Origin of the sequence: Streptantibioticus parmotrematis (genome assembly GCF_019890615.1) — a bacterium.
Taxonomy (GTDB): domain Bacteria; phylum Actinomycetota; class Actinomycetes; order Streptomycetales; family Streptomycetaceae; genus Streptantibioticus_D; species Streptantibioticus_D parmotrematis.
On the sequence record NZ_JAINVZ010000003.1, the window covers coordinates 299,553 to 314,245 of the forward strand.

Annotated in this window: 11 protein-coding genes and 1 pseudogene; 4 read left to right on the plus strand and 8 right to left on the minus strand. The window is 73.0% G+C overall.

Annotation, left to right across the window (positions count from 1 at the left end; genetic code table 11):
• Nucleotides 1-17 precede the first annotated feature (17 nt).
• Nucleotides 18-1,562 carry an MFS transporter gene (locus K7472_RS06490; protein ID WP_222974929.1) on the minus strand — a complete coding sequence of 515 codons (1,545 nt, stop codon included), beginning with the start codon at nucleotides 1,560-1,562 and terminating at the stop codon, nucleotides 18-20.
• 198 nt (nucleotides 1,563-1,760) lie between these two features.
• On the minus strand, nucleotides 1,761-2,420 hold the full coding sequence (locus K7472_RS06495; RefSeq protein WP_222974931.1) for a TetR family transcriptional regulator: 660 nt from the start codon (nucleotides 2,418-2,420) through the stop codon (nucleotides 1,761-1,763).
• A 150-nt stretch (nucleotides 2,421-2,570) separates the two neighbouring features.
• Here K7472_RS06495 and K7472_RS06500 point away from each other — a divergent pair, with 150 nt between their 5' ends.
• The 3 genes and pseudogenes from K7472_RS06500 (at nucleotide 2,571) to K7472_RS06510 (ending at nucleotide 4,870) form a co-directional block, all read left to right on the plus strand.
• The gene (locus tag K7472_RS06500) at nucleotides 2,571-2,732 is read left to right on the plus strand and encodes a hypothetical protein (RefSeq protein WP_199239493.1); all 162 of its coding nucleotides are present in this window, start codon (nucleotides 2,571-2,573) and stop codon (nucleotides 2,730-2,732) included.
• Nucleotides 2,733-2,776: 44 nt separating this feature from the next.
• Nucleotides 2,777-3,052 carry a DUF4190 domain-containing protein gene (locus K7472_RS06505; RefSeq protein WP_222974934.1) on the plus strand — a complete coding sequence of 92 codons (276 nt, stop codon included), beginning with the start codon at nucleotides 2,777-2,779 and terminating at the stop codon, nucleotides 3,050-3,052.
• Nucleotides 3,053-3,152: 100 nt separating this feature from the next.
• Nucleotides 3,153-4,870 (plus strand): annotated as a pseudogene (locus tag K7472_RS06510) (bifunctional 3'-5' exonuclease/DNA polymerase).
• 113 nt (nucleotides 4,871-4,983) lie between these two features.
• Here K7472_RS06510 and K7472_RS06515 read toward each other — a convergent pair.
• The 4 genes from K7472_RS06515 to K7472_RS06530 all read right to left on the minus strand — a co-directional run bounded on the left by K7472_RS06515 (nucleotide 4,984) and on the right by K7472_RS06530 (nucleotide 10,252).
• A complete protein-coding gene (locus tag K7472_RS06515) occupies nucleotides 4,984-5,373 on the minus strand; it encodes a DUF427 domain-containing protein (protein ID WP_222974936.1) in 390 nt (129 codons plus the stop codon).
• A gap of 136 nt (nucleotides 5,374-5,509) precedes the next feature.
• Nucleotides 5,510-6,538, minus strand: coding sequence for an NADPH:quinone reductase (locus K7472_RS06520; RefSeq protein ID WP_222974938.1), 1,029 nt, complete (start codon nucleotides 6,536-6,538; stop codon nucleotides 5,510-5,512).
• A 116-nt stretch (nucleotides 6,539-6,654) separates the two neighbouring features.
• Nucleotides 6,655-9,270, minus strand: coding sequence for an excinuclease ABC subunit UvrA (locus K7472_RS06525; protein WP_252395157.1), 2,616 nt, complete (start codon nucleotides 9,268-9,270; stop codon nucleotides 6,655-6,657).
• A 70-nt stretch (nucleotides 9,271-9,340) separates the two neighbouring features.
• Nucleotides 9,341-10,252, minus strand: a complete 912-nt coding sequence (locus tag K7472_RS06530) for a glutaminase (protein ID WP_222974940.1) — start codon at nucleotides 10,250-10,252, stop codon at nucleotides 9,341-9,343.
• Between the two features lie 99 nt (nucleotides 10,253-10,351).
• Here K7472_RS06530 and K7472_RS06535 point away from each other — a divergent pair, with 99 nt between their 5' ends.
• Nucleotides 10,352-10,936, plus strand: a complete 585-nt coding sequence (locus K7472_RS06535; protein ID WP_222974943.1) for a TetR/AcrR family transcriptional regulator — start codon at nucleotides 10,352-10,354, stop codon at nucleotides 10,934-10,936.
• A gap of 99 nt (nucleotides 10,937-11,035) precedes the next feature.
• On the opposite strand, the gene K7472_RS06540 is transcribed toward K7472_RS06535, so the two are convergent.
• Nucleotides 11,036-13,678, minus strand: coding sequence for an MFS transporter (locus K7472_RS06540; RefSeq protein WP_222974945.1), 2,643 nt, complete (start codon nucleotides 13,676-13,678; stop codon nucleotides 11,036-11,038).
• Nucleotides 13,675-14,253, minus strand: a complete 579-nt coding sequence (locus tag K7472_RS06545) for a MarR family winged helix-turn-helix transcriptional regulator (RefSeq protein WP_222974947.1) — start codon at nucleotides 14,251-14,253, stop codon at nucleotides 13,675-13,677. The genes K7472_RS06540 and K7472_RS06545 overlap by 4 nt, the downstream gene beginning before the upstream one ends.
• Nucleotides 14,254-14,693 lie beyond the last annotated feature (440 nt).

Genomic DNA, 14,693 nt, shown 5'->3' on the forward strand with positions numbered 1-14,693 from the left:
TCGTCAGAATGCTTCCTTCAGGCCCGGGTTGTCGCGTGGCTCACGGCCGACAGCGGGGTCGCGATGTCCTCCAGGGAGCGGCGTTCCGCCTTCACCGCCAGGAACGCCGCGACGACCCCGGCCAGCGTCATCAGCGCCGCGCCGATGCGGAACGCGTTCACCGTGTCGGAGACCACGCCGGTGCTGGTCAGGTCGGAGAAGAGCAGGGGGCCGCTGATGCCGCCCGCCGCGGTGCCGATGGCGTAGAAGAAGGCGATCGCCATGGCCCGGGTCTCCATGGGGAAGATCTCGCTCACCGTCAGGTAGGCGCTGCTCGCGCCGGCCGAGGCGAAGAACAGCACGGCGCACCAACAGGCCGTCAGCGTCACGGCGTCGAGGTGACCGCCGCCGAAGAGCCAGGCGGTGACGAAGAGCAGCACACCGCTACCGATGTAGGTGCCCGCGATCATCGGCCGACGCCCCACAGTGTCGAAGAGGCCGCCGAGCAGCAGCGGCCCCATGAAGTTGCCGACCGCGATCACGGCGAAGTAGTAGCCGGTGTGGTCCGAGGGCGTGCCGTAGAACTTGTTGAGGATCGAGCCGAAGCCGAAGGTGATCGCGTTGTAGAGGAACGCCTGGCCGATGAAGAGGGCGAGGCCGAGGACCGCGCGGCGCGGGTAGTCGCGGAAGACGGTGCGCGCGATCTCACCGAAGCCGACGCTCTCGCGCTGGTGGATGGTGATCTCGCGGTCCACCGGCTCCAGTGGGCGGCCGGTCTCCTCGCTGACCCGTTCCTCGATGGAGGTCACCAGTTCCTCGGCCTCGTCGCCGCGGCCGTGGATGAACATCCAGCGCGGCGACTCCGGCACGTTGCGCCGCACCAGCAGGATGACCAGGCCGAGGACCACGCCGAGGGCGAAGGTGAGCCGCCAGCCGACGTTCGCGGGGAAGTAGTGCGTGTTGAGCATGAAGATCGACAGCAGTGAGCCGCCGACGGCGCCCACCCAGAAGCTGCCGTTGATGATGAGGTCGACCCGGCCGCGGTGCTTGGAGGGGATCAGCTCGTCGATGGCGGAGTTGATGGCCGCGTACTCGCCGCCGATGCCGAAGCCGGTGAGGAAGCGGAAGGTGAAGAACCACCACGGCTGGGTCGACAGCGCGGTGAGCGCGGTCGCGGCGAGGTAGACGACGAGGGTGATCAGGAAGAGCTTCTTGCGGCCGTTCCGGTCGGTGAGCCACCCGAAGAAGAGCGCCCCCACGCACGCCCCGGCCACGTAGAGCGCGGCGGCGAGGCCGGTGACCTGGGCGCTGGAGATGTCCAGACCGCTGCCGGGCTGGGACAGGCGGGAGGCGATGTTGCCGACGACGGTGACTTCCAGGCCGTCGAGGATCCAGACCGTGCCGAGGCCGATGACGATCATCCAGTGCCAGCGCGACCACGGGAGCCGGTCGAGCCGGGCCGGGACCGAGGTCCTGACGGCCGGTCCGCTCGCGGTGCCGCCACCTCCCGCGCCCGCCCGGCCCGTTGCCCTGCCCCGCCGGTCGTCGTCGTGTCCGCCGCGCACGTCGCCTGGCGTCGCCATCGCCCACCTCCCGCGCTCCCGGGCCGGCGGGTCCTCCTCCGGCCTCGGTACCTTTCTTCCTTGGCTGGTGCCCGGGCGCGGGCGGGACACGCGTGGCGCGGGCCGATATGCGCCCGATATGGGGCGCGGGCTGCGCCGGATGCTACGGACGCCGGAGGCCGGGCCCCCGAACCGGACGTCACGGACGCCGGAAGGCGCTCAAGCCGCCCCGCCCCGGCCGTCGTCGAGCCAGTGGCTGCGGCCCAGGTGGATCAGGCGCATCTGGCGGCGCGCGGTGCGCGCGATGGCCCGCTCCGCGGCGGCCGCTTCCGGCGAGGGCGCGGCCGGTACGTCGAGGAACGCGGTCGCCGTCATCACCATGTGGTCGACGTACAGGTCGGCCAGCATCCTGACGTCCTCGGCGTTCCAGCCCTCCGACTCCGGCTGCCCGGCCAGGTCGATCGCCAACTCCTCGGCGAACAGCGTGAGTTCACCGGCGATGGCCTCGCGCACCTCGCGCACTCCCCCGTTGCGCTCGCGGGCGATGAAGCGGAAGTGGGCACGGTGGTCGCGCACGTAGGCGGCGATGACGTCGACCGTGCCGTCTATGACCTCGTCGGACCTGGCGCGGCCGTCGCGGATGACGCGGACCATGGCGCGCAGCGAGCCGAACGACTCCTCGACCAGAGCGACGCCCAGGTCGCTCATGTCGCGGAAGTGCCGGTAGAAGCCCGCGGGGGCGACGCCGACCTCGCGGGTGATCTCGCGCAGGCCGAGGCTGCTGAGGCTCTGGTGTTCGAGCAGCCGCAGTCCCGCGTCGAGCAGCGCCTGACGCGTGCGGAGCTTCTGGGCCTGGCGGGCCCCAAGGGTGTGACTCACATCATCCAGTAAACAGTCGTTCGCCGACTTTGGCGAGGGGTCGGGCGGGGTAAGGTAGGAGTGTCAGTGAACAAGTGTCATCCCAACTGTTCACCGACTTTACCGCGACGACACATCGTGGACCCACACCGTCCACAGGAAAGGCCGATCATGGCTCTCGCCCTCATCGTCATCGTCCTGGGAACGCTGTTCGGTGCCGCGGCGTACGCGCCCGCACCGGTGTTCGTCATCGCCGGCGCGCTCATCGGCGGCTGGCTGCTGGCGTTCTGCCTGCGCGAGTACGTCTCCCGGACCCGCACCCGCGACCAGTGACGCGTCCGGACCCCTCATCCACTCCGACTTAGGAAGCTGATCCCATGAACACCGTCGCCTCTGCCCACACCCCGGCCGCGACGCGTTCGGACGCCGACGGCACCGCCGTGGCGTCGTTCATCATCGGCCTGCTCGGCACCTTCGTGCTCAACGCGGTCTTCGGACCGCTCGCCATCATCCTCGGCTGCGTCTCGCTGGCCCGCGCCACCCGGCGCCGCGGCCGCGCGCTGCTCGGCATCGCGCTCGGCGTCGCGGACGTCGCCATCCTCGCCACGCTGATCGCCACGCACCACAGCATCAGCTGGACGCCCGGCTTCTGACGCGTCCGGTCCTCTCGCCTCTTCACTCCCCTCGCCTCTTCACCCTGACGCGCCCGCCGCACTCCCGGCATTCGTACGGCCGTTCGGATAAGCTCGGCCGGTGACCGCAGCCGCCGACCGCTTCGCCGTGGCCCCCGACGAGGTGGGCCCGGGCGGCCGGTTGCGGGCGGTCGCCGACGACGGGACGCCCGCCGGGCCGGTGGAAACGGTCACCGACCTCGCCCGCGCGATCGCCGATCTCGAAGCGCGCCGCCGCCCCCGCTGGATCTGGGCGGCCACCGACGACCTCTACCCGCGCCTGCTGGACCGCGTGCCGGTGCGGCTCGGCCGCTGCCACGACCTGAAGCTCACCGAGGCGCTGCTGCTCGGCCACGAAGGCCGCCACCGTCATCCCCGGTCGCTGGGCGCCGCCTGGGCCAGGCTGCGCGGCCTGCCCGTCCCCGACGACGCGCGCGAGGGCGCCGCGGACGGCCAGCCCTCGCTGTTCGCCGCCGACCGGCACCGCCTGCCGCCCGGGGCGGACCATCTGGCGGCCGTCGTCGAGGTGCACGCGGACCAACTGCGCCGGACCGCCGGGGTCGAGAGCCCGGAGGCGATGCGGCTGCTGTGCGCGGCGGAGTCGGCGGGTGCGCTGGCCGCCGTGGAGATGCGCCTCGACGGGCTGCCGTGGAGCGCGGGCGTCCACGACGAGTTGCTGTCGTCGCTGCTGGGCCCGCGCCCCGCGGCGGGCGCCAGGCCCGAGGTGCTGGGGCGGCTCGCGGCCGATTTCTCCGACGCGCTCGGCCGCCCGGTCAACCCGGACTCGCCCGCGCAGGTGATGTCGGCGTTCGCCAGGATCGGCGTGCCGCTGGCCTCCACCCGGTCGTACGTACTGCGCGAGGTGACGCATCCGGCCGCCGCGCTGCTGCTGCGCTACAAGGAACTCTCCCGCATCCACTCGGCGCACGGCTGGGCCTGGCGCGAGAGTTGGGTGCGCGACGGCAGGTTCCGTCCGGAGTACGTGGCCGGCGGGTGGTCTCCGGTCGCTGGGCGACCCGGGGCGGCGGCGCGTTGCAGATCCCCCGCCCGCTGCGCTCGGCCGTCGTGGCCGACCCCGGCCATCTGCTGGTCGTCGCCGACGCCGGGCAGCTGGAGCCTCGGGTGCTGGCGGCGATGTCGCGGGACCGGGCGATGGCGGACGCCGCGGCGGGCGGTGACCTGTACGCGGGTCTCGCTGCGGCCGCGTTCGACGGCGACCGGGCCCGCGCCAAGATCGGCCTGCTGGCGGCGATGTACGGCCAGACCAGCGGGGAGGCCGGGCAGTTGGTGGCGGTCCTGCGCAGGCGGTTCCCGGACGCCATGGAACTGCTGGAGGAGGCCGCGCGCACCGGCGAGGCGGGCGGCATGGTCCGCTCCCGCCTCGGCCGCACCTCGCCCCGGCCCTCGGCGGGTGACCCCGAGGACGAGGCGGGCCCGTTCGGCGACGAGTCGGGCGACGCGTCGCCCGCGCTGCGGGCCGCCCGGGCCTGGGGCCGGTTCACCCGCAACTTCCGCGTACAGGCCAGCGCGTCGGACTGGGCGCTCGCCCTGCTCGCGACGCTGCGGCTGTCTCTGGCCGGGCTGGGCGAGGACGGCGGCGCGGCCCCGGCCCGGCTGGTGTTCTTCCAGCACGACGAGGTCGTGGTGCACTGCCCCGCCGGTCTCGCCGACACCGTGGCCGAGGCGGTCCGGGACGCAGGTGTACGCGCCGGGCGCCTCGTCTTCGGGCCGACCCCGGTGCGCTTCCCGCTCGACACCCGGGCGGTCGCCTGTTACGCGGACGCGAAGGACAGCGCCTAGCGCGCCGCGCAGCGGGCGACCGGACAGGCGCACGCGCGCACCGGGCGACCGGGCAGCAGCCGCAGGCCGTCAGCCTTGAGGCCGCGGGCCGTCAGCCCCGTAGCCGCAGGCCGTCAGCCCTGGGGTGCCTCGGGCTCCGGGCCCTCCACGGTGATGTCGGCGACCGTGTCGTAGAACGACAGATGTCCCTTGATCGCCGCCACCGAGGCCAGCGGCTCCTCGTACGCCCACACCACGTCCTGCTTGCGGGTGGCCTCCCCGTCGCCCAGGTAGGTCCAGTACGACGCGATGCCCTTGAACGGGCAGGTGGTGTGGGTGTCGGTGGGCTCGAAGAGGGTGAGGTCCACGTCCTGCGGCGGCAGGTAGTAGCGCACCGGCAGGCCGGTCTCGTGGACCACCACGGGACGGTGGCTGTCGGCGACCACGCGGCCCGCTATCTCCACCCTGACGTGCTGCGAGCCGGGCACGGCCGTGACGCGGTGCCCTCGCTGACTGTCCGGCATGACCGTCCTCCCTCTCCCCCGCGATGCGTTCCGTCACCCAGGACAACGACCGCCCGCCTCCGTCTGTTCCCCCCCCCCCCCGGGCCGTTTGTGCCCGGGGGGCGGGATCGGGGAGCCGGGCGGTCGTCGCGACCCGTCAGGCGTCGGCGACGTCGATGAGCACCTTGCCGACCGCGCCCTCCTCGACGGCCGTGTGGGCGTCGCCGGTGCGGTCCAACGCGTAACGGTGCAGCGGAAGTCCGGCCTCCTCGCCCACCCGCAACGCACCGTCGGCGACCGCGGCCGAGACCGCCTCGACGGCCGCCGCCAGCGCCTCGTCGGGCACGGTGTAGAGCAGCACGCCCTGCCAGCGCAGGTTGCGGCTGAACGACTCGCGCAGCGGGATGGTGATCTCGTCGCCGCCGTTGTTGGCGTAGTAGGCGATCGCCGCGTTGTTGGCGGTCACCGCGACGTCCAGTCCGGCGTTGGTCGCCGGGGAGACCTCCACCACGATGTCCACGCCGTTCGGCGCGGCCTCACGGATCGCCGCGTCCGCTTTCCCGGTGCGGTAGTTGACGGTGTGCTGCGCCCCGGCCGCGCGGGCGAGCTCCGCCTTGCGGTCGCCGCTGATGGTCGTCACGACGGTGGCGCCGGCCCAACGCGCCAGCTGGATCGCGGAGTTGCCGACCGCGCCCGCCCCGCCCGCGACCAGCACGGTGCGCCCCGCCAGGGCGCCGGGGGCGAGTTGCCGGGGGCCGTCCTCCGCGACGGTCAGGCAGCGGTGGGCGGTCAGCGCGGGCACGCCGAGCGACGCGCCCACGTCGAACGAGGCCCCCTCGGGCAGCGGGACCGCCCGGTGCTGCGGGATCACGGTGTACTCCTGCGCACTGCCGTGCCCGCTCCCGTACGCGGCGAGGTACAGCCAGACGCGCTCGCCGACCCGGGAGGCGGGAACGCCCTCGCCGACCGCGTCGACGACGCCCGCGCCGTCCTGGTTGGGCACCTGACCGCCGCCGTCGTCGGGCAGCGGACGCATGGGCGTGGACCGCGACTTCCAGTCGGTCGGGTTGACGCCGGAGACGTGCACCTTGACGCGCACCTCGCCGGGGCCGGGTTCGGGAAGCGGCCGCTCGACGAGCGAGAGGACCTCGGGGCCGCCGTGCTGGGTGTAGACGATCGACTTCATGCCTGGATACAAGTCGAGCGCGGCGCGGGTTCTTCCCGGCCCGGCGAGCCGATCGCGGTCGTTCGCCCGGATGGCCCCAGGGCCCGGCGAGGCGGCGGGCCCACGGACCCGCCGGTTCATCCCGTCGCGCCACCACCCGTCGCGCCACCGCGCAGACACTCCCGCAGGTACGGCGCCGTGCGGCTGTCCGGCGACTGCGCGACCTCGCGCGGCGTCCCCTGGGCCACCACCCGGCCTCCCTCGTCGCCGCCGCCGGGGCCGAGGTCGACGACCCAGTCGGCGTCCGCGACCACGGCCATGTCGTGTTCGACGACGATCACCGAGTCGCCCGCGTCGACCAGGCCGTGCAACTGCCGCATGAGCACCTCGGTGTCCGCCGGGTGCAGGCCGGTCGTCGGCTCGTCCAGCAGGTAGACGGTGTGGCCGCGCCGGATGCGCTGGAGTTCCGTGGCCAGTTTGATGCGCTGCGCCTCACCGCCCGACAACTCGGTCGCGGGCTGCCCGAGCCGCAGGTAGCCGAGGCCGACGTCGCGCAGGGTGCGCAGGCCGCGCGAGGCCGCGGGCACGTCCGCCAGGAAGTCCGCCGCCGTGTCCACCGTCATCCCCAGCACGTCGGCGATGGTCGCGCCGCGGTGCGTGACGGCCAGCGTGTCGGGGTTGTAGCGGGCGCCGCCGCAGGTCGGGCAGGGCGCGTACGTCCCGGGCAGGAAGAGCAGTTCGACGGCGATGAACCCCTCGCCCTGGCAGGTCCCGCAGCGTCCGCCGGGCACGTTGAACGAGAAGCGGCTCGCGGTGTAGCCCCGGGCCTTCGCCTCGTCGGTGGAGGCGTAGAGCTTGCGCACGGCGTCGAACAACCCGGTGTACGTGGCCAGGTTGGACCTCGGGGTGCGGCCGATGGGCTTCTGGTCGACCCGGACCAGACGTCCCACCGCTTCGATCCCCTCGACCGTGCCGACGTGACGGTACGTCAACTCTGCCTCTTCGCCGTCCTCTTCGGCTTCGGCGGCGGCGGGTGCCGGGGCGCCGCGATCGCCGAGGTGTTCCGCGATGACGTCGGCGAGTACCCGGCTGACGAGGGTGGACTTGCCGGATCCCGAGACGCCGGTGACGGCGGTGAAGACGCCCAGGGGGAAGCGGGCGTCGAGGTCGCGGAGGTTGTGCAGGGTGATGCCACCGAGCGCCAGCCAACCGGTCGGCCGGCGCGGCTCGCGGCGCCCGTCCGGCTCCCCCGGCCCCGCGTCCCGCTCGCCGAGGGGCCCCGCGTCCCCTTCTCCGAACAGGAACCGCCGCGTGCGCGACTCCCGTACGTGGGCCAGTTCGGCGACCGACCCGCTGTGCAGCACGTGGCCGCCCTGCTCCCCCGCGCCGGGGCCGACGTCGACGATCCAGTCCGCGCGGCGCATCACGTCGAGGTCGTGCTCCACGACCAGCAGCGAGTTGCCCGCCTGGATGAGGCGTTCCAGCACGCCGAGCAGGGGCGCGGTGTCCGCCGGGTGCAGTCCCGCCGACGGCTCGTCCAGCACGTAGACGACACCGAACAGGCCCGACCGCAACTGCGTTGCCAGGCGCAGCCGTTGGAGTTCCCCGGCGGACAGGGTGGGGGTCGGCCGGTCCATGCCCAGGTAGCCGAGGCCGAGTTCGGCGAGCACCTCGATGCGGGCGAGCAGGTCGCGGGTGATGGTCTCGGCGACCCCGTCGCCCGGCCCTTCCGCGGTCGGCCGCAGCAGGGCGGCGAGCCGGTCGAGCGGCAGGGCGGTCAGGTCCGCGATGTCGTGACCGGCGAAGGTGACCGCCAGCGCCCCGGGGCCCAGCCTGCGTCCGCCGCACGCCGGGCAGGGGCCGCTGGTCATGAAGCGGGCGGCCCGCTCGCGCAGCGCGGTGCTCTTGGAGTCGGCGAACGTCTTCAGCACGTAGCGCTTCGCGCTGGTGTAAGTGCCTTGGTAGGGGCGGGTGATGCGGTGGGCCTCGCGCACCGGGTGGACGGTGACCACGGGTTGCTCGTCGGTGAACAGGATCCATTCGCGGTCGCGGCGCGGCAGTTCGCGCCAGGGCCGGTCGACGTCGTGGCCGAGGGCGTCCAGGATGTCGCGCAGGTTCTTGCCCTGCCACGCGCCCGGCCAGGAGGCGATCGCGCCTTGACGGATCGTCAAGTCCTGATCGGGGACGAGGGATTCCTCGGTGACGTCGTGCACGACTCCCAGGCCGTGGCACCGCGGGCACGCGCCGACGGCGGTGTTGGGCGAGAAGGAGTCGGAGTCCAGGCGGGTGGCGCCCGGCGGGTAGGTCCCGGCGCGGGAGAAGAGCATGCGCAGCGAGTTGGACAGCGTGGTGACGGTGCCGACCGAGGAGCGCGAGGTGGGCGCGGAGCGCCGTTGCTCCAGGGCCACGGCGGGTGGCAGGCCGGTGATCTCCTCGACCTTGGGCGCCCCGACCTGGTGGATCAGCCGGCGGGCGTACGGAGCGACCGACTCGAAGTAGCGCCGCTGCGCCTCCGCGTAGATCGTGCCGAACGCCAGCGACGACTTGCCGGAGCCGGAGACGCCGGTGACGACGACCAGCGCGTCGCGCGGCACGTCGACGTCGACGCCGCGCAGGTTGTTCTCCCGCGCGCCGCGCACGCGCAGGAACGGGTCGTGCGCCCCGAAGCCCCGGCTGCCCTCCGCCGACCCGGTCTCCGTGCCGCCCCGCCCGTCCGCACCGTTGGTCATCTGCTGGTCGTCTCCGCTCGGCATCGGTGGCTTTCGCCGCGATTGTACGGTTATGCGCTCGCCGCGGGCCGGGAACGTCCCCGGCCCGCCGCCCTCAGAACACCGACAGCCCGGTCGCCGTGGTGAAGGCGTCGAGCGCGGCGACCGCGGCCACCGAGTTGCCGGCCGCGTCCAGCTCCGGCCCCCAGGCGCACAGCGAGGCCCGTCCGGGCAGCACGGCGAGCACCCCACCGCCCACGCCGCTCTTGCCCGGAAGTCCCACCCGGAATGCGAACTCGCCCGCCGCGTCGTAGCTGCCGCAGGTCAGCAGCACCGCGTTGATCCGCTTGGCCTCGCTGCGGCTCAGCAGCCGGATGCCGTCGGCCCGGGTGCCGTGCCGGGCCAGGAAGCCGCCCGCCAGCGCCAGGTCCCGGCAGCTCGCCGCGATCGCGCAGTGGCCGTAGTAGTGCTCCAGCACGGTGTCGACGTCGTTGTCCAGGTTGCCGTGGCTGGCGATGAAGTGGGCGAGGGCCGCGTTGCGGTGGCCGTGCTCGGCCTCGGAGGCGGCCACCACGGGATCGGTGCCGAGGTCCGGGTTGCCGGACTCGGCGCGCAGGAACTCCCGTACCGACTCGGCCGCGTCACCGGTGAGGGTGAGAAGGCGGTCGGTGACGACGAGGGCACCCGCGTTGATGAACGGGTTGCGCGGGATGCCGCGTTCACTCTCCAGCTGGACCAGCGAGTTGAAGGGGTTGCCGGACGGCTCGCGGCCCACCCGGTGCCAGATGCCGTCGCCGCCGTGCGCGAGCACCAGCGCGAGCGAGAAGAGCTTGGAGACGCTCTGCACGGAGAATGGTTTCTCCCAGTCCCCGACACCGTGGACCTCGCCGTCGACGGTCGCCAGCGCCATGCCGAAGCCGCCCGGATCGACCCCGGCGAGCGCCGGGATGTAGTCGGCGACCCTCCCCCGGCCCTTCGTGGCGCGGGCGGCGTCCATCGCGTCGTGCAGCAGCTCCTGGTAGTCCATGGGCGCTATTGTCCACAGGCCCTAAGCTGCCTTGGGACGGCACCTCCTGCCTGGTGGGAGCCGGTGCCGTCCGCGTCACGTACCGATTGGAGCCGCATCATGACCGCCCCGGCCCGCCGTTCCCGGCTCACCCCCGAGCGCGAGGGCGAGCTGTACGAGGCCGTCATCGAACTGGTGCGGGAGGTGGGCTACGAGGCCATGACCATGGACGCGGTGGCCGCGCGCAGCCGGTCGAGCAAGGCGACGCTCTACCGGCAGTGGAAGGGCAAGCCGCAACTGGTCGCGGCGGCCATGCGGCACACCAAGCCGGTGCGGACCTCGTCGGTGGACACCGGGAGCCTCCGCGGCGACCTGCACGAGCTGGCCCGGCAGATCGGCGACGCGGCCGGCCGGGACACCGCGTTCATGAACGCGGTCGGCCACGCGGTGCACCAGAACCCGGAGCTGGCGGTGGCGCTGCGGGAGATGCTGATCGAGCCGGAGCGCGCGCTGCTGGACCAGCTGGTGCGGCGCGCGGTGGACCGCGGGGAGATCCGCGCGGACGCGGCGGCGGTGGAGTTCTTCGTCCACATGCTGCTGGGCGCGCTGCCCGCGCGCAAGATCGTGGAGGACCGCTTCGCGGACGCGGACTACCTGTCGCGTTACGTGGACGCGGTGATCCTGCCCGCGCTGCTCGGTTCCTGACCGGGCGGCGATCGGGCACGAGCGGTACGCACGCGGGGCCCGGACCGCCGAACGGTCCGGGCCCCGCGTCCGGTCGAGTCGACCGGTTCGTGCCTCGCGTCAGTTGACCGGCTCGTGGCCGAGGTCGACGTCGAAGTCGTCCCGGCCCGCGCCGTCGACCCGCACCGGCGTGGCGACCGGTGCGTATCCGCTGGCGATCACGGTGTACTCGCCGCCGTCGAGGTCGGTGAACCCGTAGGCGCCGTCCGCGCCGGTGGTGGCGGTGCCGATGACGTTGCCCGCGGGGTCGAGCAGGGTGACCCGGGCGTCGTCCAGCGGGCTGCCCTCGGCGGTGCGCACGGTGCCGGTGATGCTGGCGCCTGGCGCGAGCCGGACCTCGTAGCGGTTGGCGCCGCCGGGGGCGACCTCGACCTGGAGCGCGGTCGGGCGGTGGCCCTCGGCGCTCACCGCCAGCGTGTAGCCGCCGGGGACCAGCTCGCCGAAGGTGAAGCCACCGTCGGAGTCGGCCGCGCCGGAGGCCACGACCTCGCCGCGGAAGTCGGTGGCGACCACCAGCGCACCGGGCAGCACCTCGCCGTCCGCGTCGCGTACCGCACCGCTCAGCCCGGCCGCGCCGGACAGGGTGAGGTCGAAGTCGACCGGCGTCTCACCGACCACCACGGTGGCGGCCTGCGGCGAGCGGGCACCGGCGGAGCCGATCAGCACGTACGTGCCGCCGCCCGGGGTGCCGACCTGGTAGCGGCCGTCCGCACCGGTGACGGTGCGGTCCAGCTGGCGGCCGCTGACGTCGATCAGGGTGACCACGGCCTGCGCCACCGGGGTGCCGTCGCCGTCGCGCACCAGGCCCTGGACGGGGGCGCCCGTGGCCGGGGACTTCTCCAGCACGGCGGTCTGCACCGGCGCGGAGGCGCCCAGGGCGGCCGCCACGGGGCTCACCGCGTCGGGCGCGCCGGAGACACCGGCACCCTGCCCGTCGCCCTCGCCGGGACCGGCGACCGGGCCCGCGGCACCCGCCGCGCCGCCCTCGTCGTCGGCCGGGGCGACCGCGCCCGCGGCCTCGGCGGCCTCGGCTGCGGCGGCCTGCAGGCCGGAGACCTGCCGCAGCGGGACCTCCTTGATGAACCACATCAGCAGGAACGCGGCCACCATGACGGCGGCGCCCAGCAGGAAGACGACGTGCATCGAGTCGGCGAAGCCCTGCTTGAAGGGCTCGGCCAGCCGCGGGTCCAGCTTCTGGATGAACGAGGAGTCACTCAGCACGCTGGACGAACCGCCGCTTCCGGTGGGGTTCTTGAGCATGTCGAGCACCGGCTTGTTGGCCGGGTTGGAGACCACCGACGGGTCGTGCAGAGCGCCCTGGAACCAGCTGGTGGGCACGTCGCTCCTGAACGCCGAGGAGATCTTGTCGCCGACCGTGCTGAACAGCACGGACAGGAAGATCGCGGTACCGGCGGTGGCACCCATCTGGCGGAAGAAGGTCGACGACGCGGTGGCGACGCCCATGTCGCGCGGCGGCACGGCGTTCTGCACGGCGAGCACGAGGGTCTGCATGCACAGACCGAGGCCGGCGCCGAAGACCAGCATGTAGAGCATGGTCTGCCACAGCGGCGTGTTCCACTGCACCTCGCGGGAGAACAGCAGCATCGCGACGACCATCAGGGCGGTGCCGATGACCGGGAAGATCTTGTAGCGGCCGGTCTTGGAGGTGATCTGGCCGGAGACGATCGAGGCGATCATCATGCCCGCCATCAGCGGCAGCATCTCCAGGCCGGACTTGGTCGGGCTGGAGCCCTTGACGATCTGCAGGTACTGCGGGATGAGCAGCAGGCCGCCGAACATGCCCATGCCGACGAGAACGGACAGCAGGCTGGTCTTGCTGAAGGTGCCGTTGCGGAACAGCCGCATCGGGATCAGCGCGTCGTCGCCGATCCAGCGCTCCACGAAGATCCACGCGATGATGCCGACGCCGCCGATCACGTAGCAGGCGAGGGACTTGGTCGAACCCCAGCCCCAGTCCTGGCCCTGCTCGGAGACGAGCAGCAGCGGGACGACGCCGATGGCGATGGTGATCGCGCCCCACCAGTCGATGCGGTGGTCGCGGCGGGTGTGCGGCAGGTTGAGCACCCTCGCGACGACGAACAGCGCGACGATGCCGATCGGCACGTTGACCAGGAAGACCCAGCGCCAGCCGGTGATGCCCAGCAGGTGCTGCTGGCCGGCCAGGGCGCCGCCGATGAGGGGGCCGGCGACGCTGGAGGTGGCGAAGGTGGCGAGCATGTAGCCCTGGTAGCGGGCGCGCTCACGGGGCGGCACGATGTCGCCGATGATCGCCAGCGCGAGCGACATCAGGCCACCGGCGCCCAGGCCCTGGAAGGCACGGAACGCGGCCAGCTCGGTCATCGACGTCGAGAACGTGCACATCGCCGAGCCGACGATGAAGATCGTGATCGCGGTCAGGAAGTACGGCTTGCGTCCGTGCAGGTCGGACAGCTTGCCGTAGAGCGGCGTCGCGATCGTCGAGGTGATGAGGTACGCGGTGGTGGCCCACGCCTGCTGGCTGAGGCCGTGGAGGTCGTCGGCGATGGTCCGGATGGACGTCGAGACGATGGTCTGGTCGAGCGCGGCCAGGAACATGCCGAGCATCAGGCCGCTGAGGATGGTCAGGATCTGCCGGTGCGTAAGGCCGCCCGGCGAGGCTATCGCCTTCGCTCCCGCGGTCGGCGGGGACGCGGAGTCGCTCATCGTTGTGTTTCTCCCTGCTTCGCCGCGGTGCCCGTGTGTCCCCCGGGACAGTGCCGCGCGTGTTGTTGTTCCACCAAGTCGTCGTTGAGGCGCGCCAGCAGCCTGATCAGCTGGTAGCGGTCCTCGGCCGGCCACGGTTCCAGCAGCGCGGCGAGTTCCGCGTCGCGCTGCCGCCGGTAGTGCTCGAACGCCTCGCGGCCGGCCTCCGTCGCGGTCAGCAGCGACCCCCTGCGGTCCTCCGGATCCGGGTGCCGCTCCACCAGGCCGCGTTCCACCAGGGACCGCACCTGCCGGCTGACGGTCGACAGGTCGAGGAAGGCGTCCGCGGCCAGATCGGTCGCCCTCCGCTCGCCGCCCAGGACCAGTCGGGCCAGCAGGACGCGGTCGGCCGCGCCCGGCTCGTTCTTCGCCTTGTGCTTCCAGGCCGCGATGAGCCGGGTGAAGCGTACGATCTCCGAGCCCAGCCCGGACGCCGCTTCGGCGGCGGTCGCCACCGGTGGCCCCTGCTCCGCGGTGATCGTGGCCGTACCGGGCGCTCTCGCCTGGTCCTCGCCATGGACCGTCCCCTTGCCCATCGCTCACCGCCTCCGCTACCACTGTGCCGGTATTGCTTGTATCCAGCAAGTTAGTGTAGCGCGGTTCCGGCGTGTTTCGCGCCACGTATTCGCGGTATTCGCGCCGCGGGCGGTGACCGGGGGCGCGGACGGCGCCCTCCGGCCGGCCGCGCGCCGCCGCGCCCGCGACTCCGACGGCTCCCCCGCGACTCCTGCGACTCCCACGACTCCGGCGGAAGCGATCCGTGGTCGCCTCCCGGAACGATCCCGACGTCGCCGTTCCCGGCGCCACAACTGCCCCTCTTACAACGGGAGTTGACCACCGCACCACACGGCTCACCCCCGTCCGACCCCCTGCCGAAGGGGCACCCGAGGCGGGTGTAAGGTCCTCCCCCTCTCGCGCATTCGTGATGCGGCTCACACGTCACGCGCGCCTCAACGGGGGTGCCGTAAGGGGTAGT

What these genes read in the sequence shown, in the direction of transcription:
- K7472_RS06490 (WP_222974929.1), bottom strand. Translation starts at nt 1,562, where the DNA reads ATGGCGACGCCAGGCGACGTGCGCGGCGGACACGACGACGACCGGCGG.
- K7472_RS06500 (WP_199239493.1), top strand. Translation starts at nt 2,571, where the DNA reads ATGGCTCTCGCCCTCATCGTCATCGTCCTGGGAACGCTGTTCGGTGCC.
- K7472_RS06505 (WP_222974934.1), top strand. Translation starts at nt 2,777, where the DNA reads ATGAACACCGTCGCCTCTGCCCACACCCCGGCCGCGACGCGTTCGGAC.
- K7472_RS06515 (WP_222974936.1), bottom strand. Translation starts at nt 5,373, where the DNA reads ATGCCGGACAGTCAGCGAGGGCACCGCGTCACGGCCGTGCCCGGCTCG.
- K7472_RS06520 (WP_222974938.1), bottom strand. Translation starts at nt 6,538, where the DNA reads ATGAAGTCGATCGTCTACACCCAGCACGGCGGCCCCGAGGTCCTCTCG.
- K7472_RS06525 (WP_252395157.1), bottom strand. Translation starts at nt 9,270, where the DNA reads ATGCCGAGCGGAGACGACCAGCAGATGACCAACGGTGCGGACGGGCGG.
- K7472_RS06530 (WP_222974940.1), bottom strand. Translation starts at nt 10,252, where the DNA reads ATGGACTACCAGGAGCTGCTGCACGACGCGATGGACGCCGCCCGCGCC.
- K7472_RS06535 (WP_222974943.1), top strand. Translation starts at nt 10,352, where the DNA reads ATGACCGCCCCGGCCCGCCGTTCCCGGCTCACCCCCGAGCGCGAGGGC.
- K7472_RS06540 (WP_222974945.1), bottom strand. Translation starts at nt 13,678, where the DNA reads ATGAGCGACTCCGCGTCCCCGCCGACCGCGGGAGCGAAGGCGATAGCC.
- K7472_RS06545 (WP_222974947.1), bottom strand. Translation starts at nt 14,253, where the DNA reads ATGGGCAAGGGGACGGTCCATGGCGAGGACCAGGCGAGAGCGCCCGGT.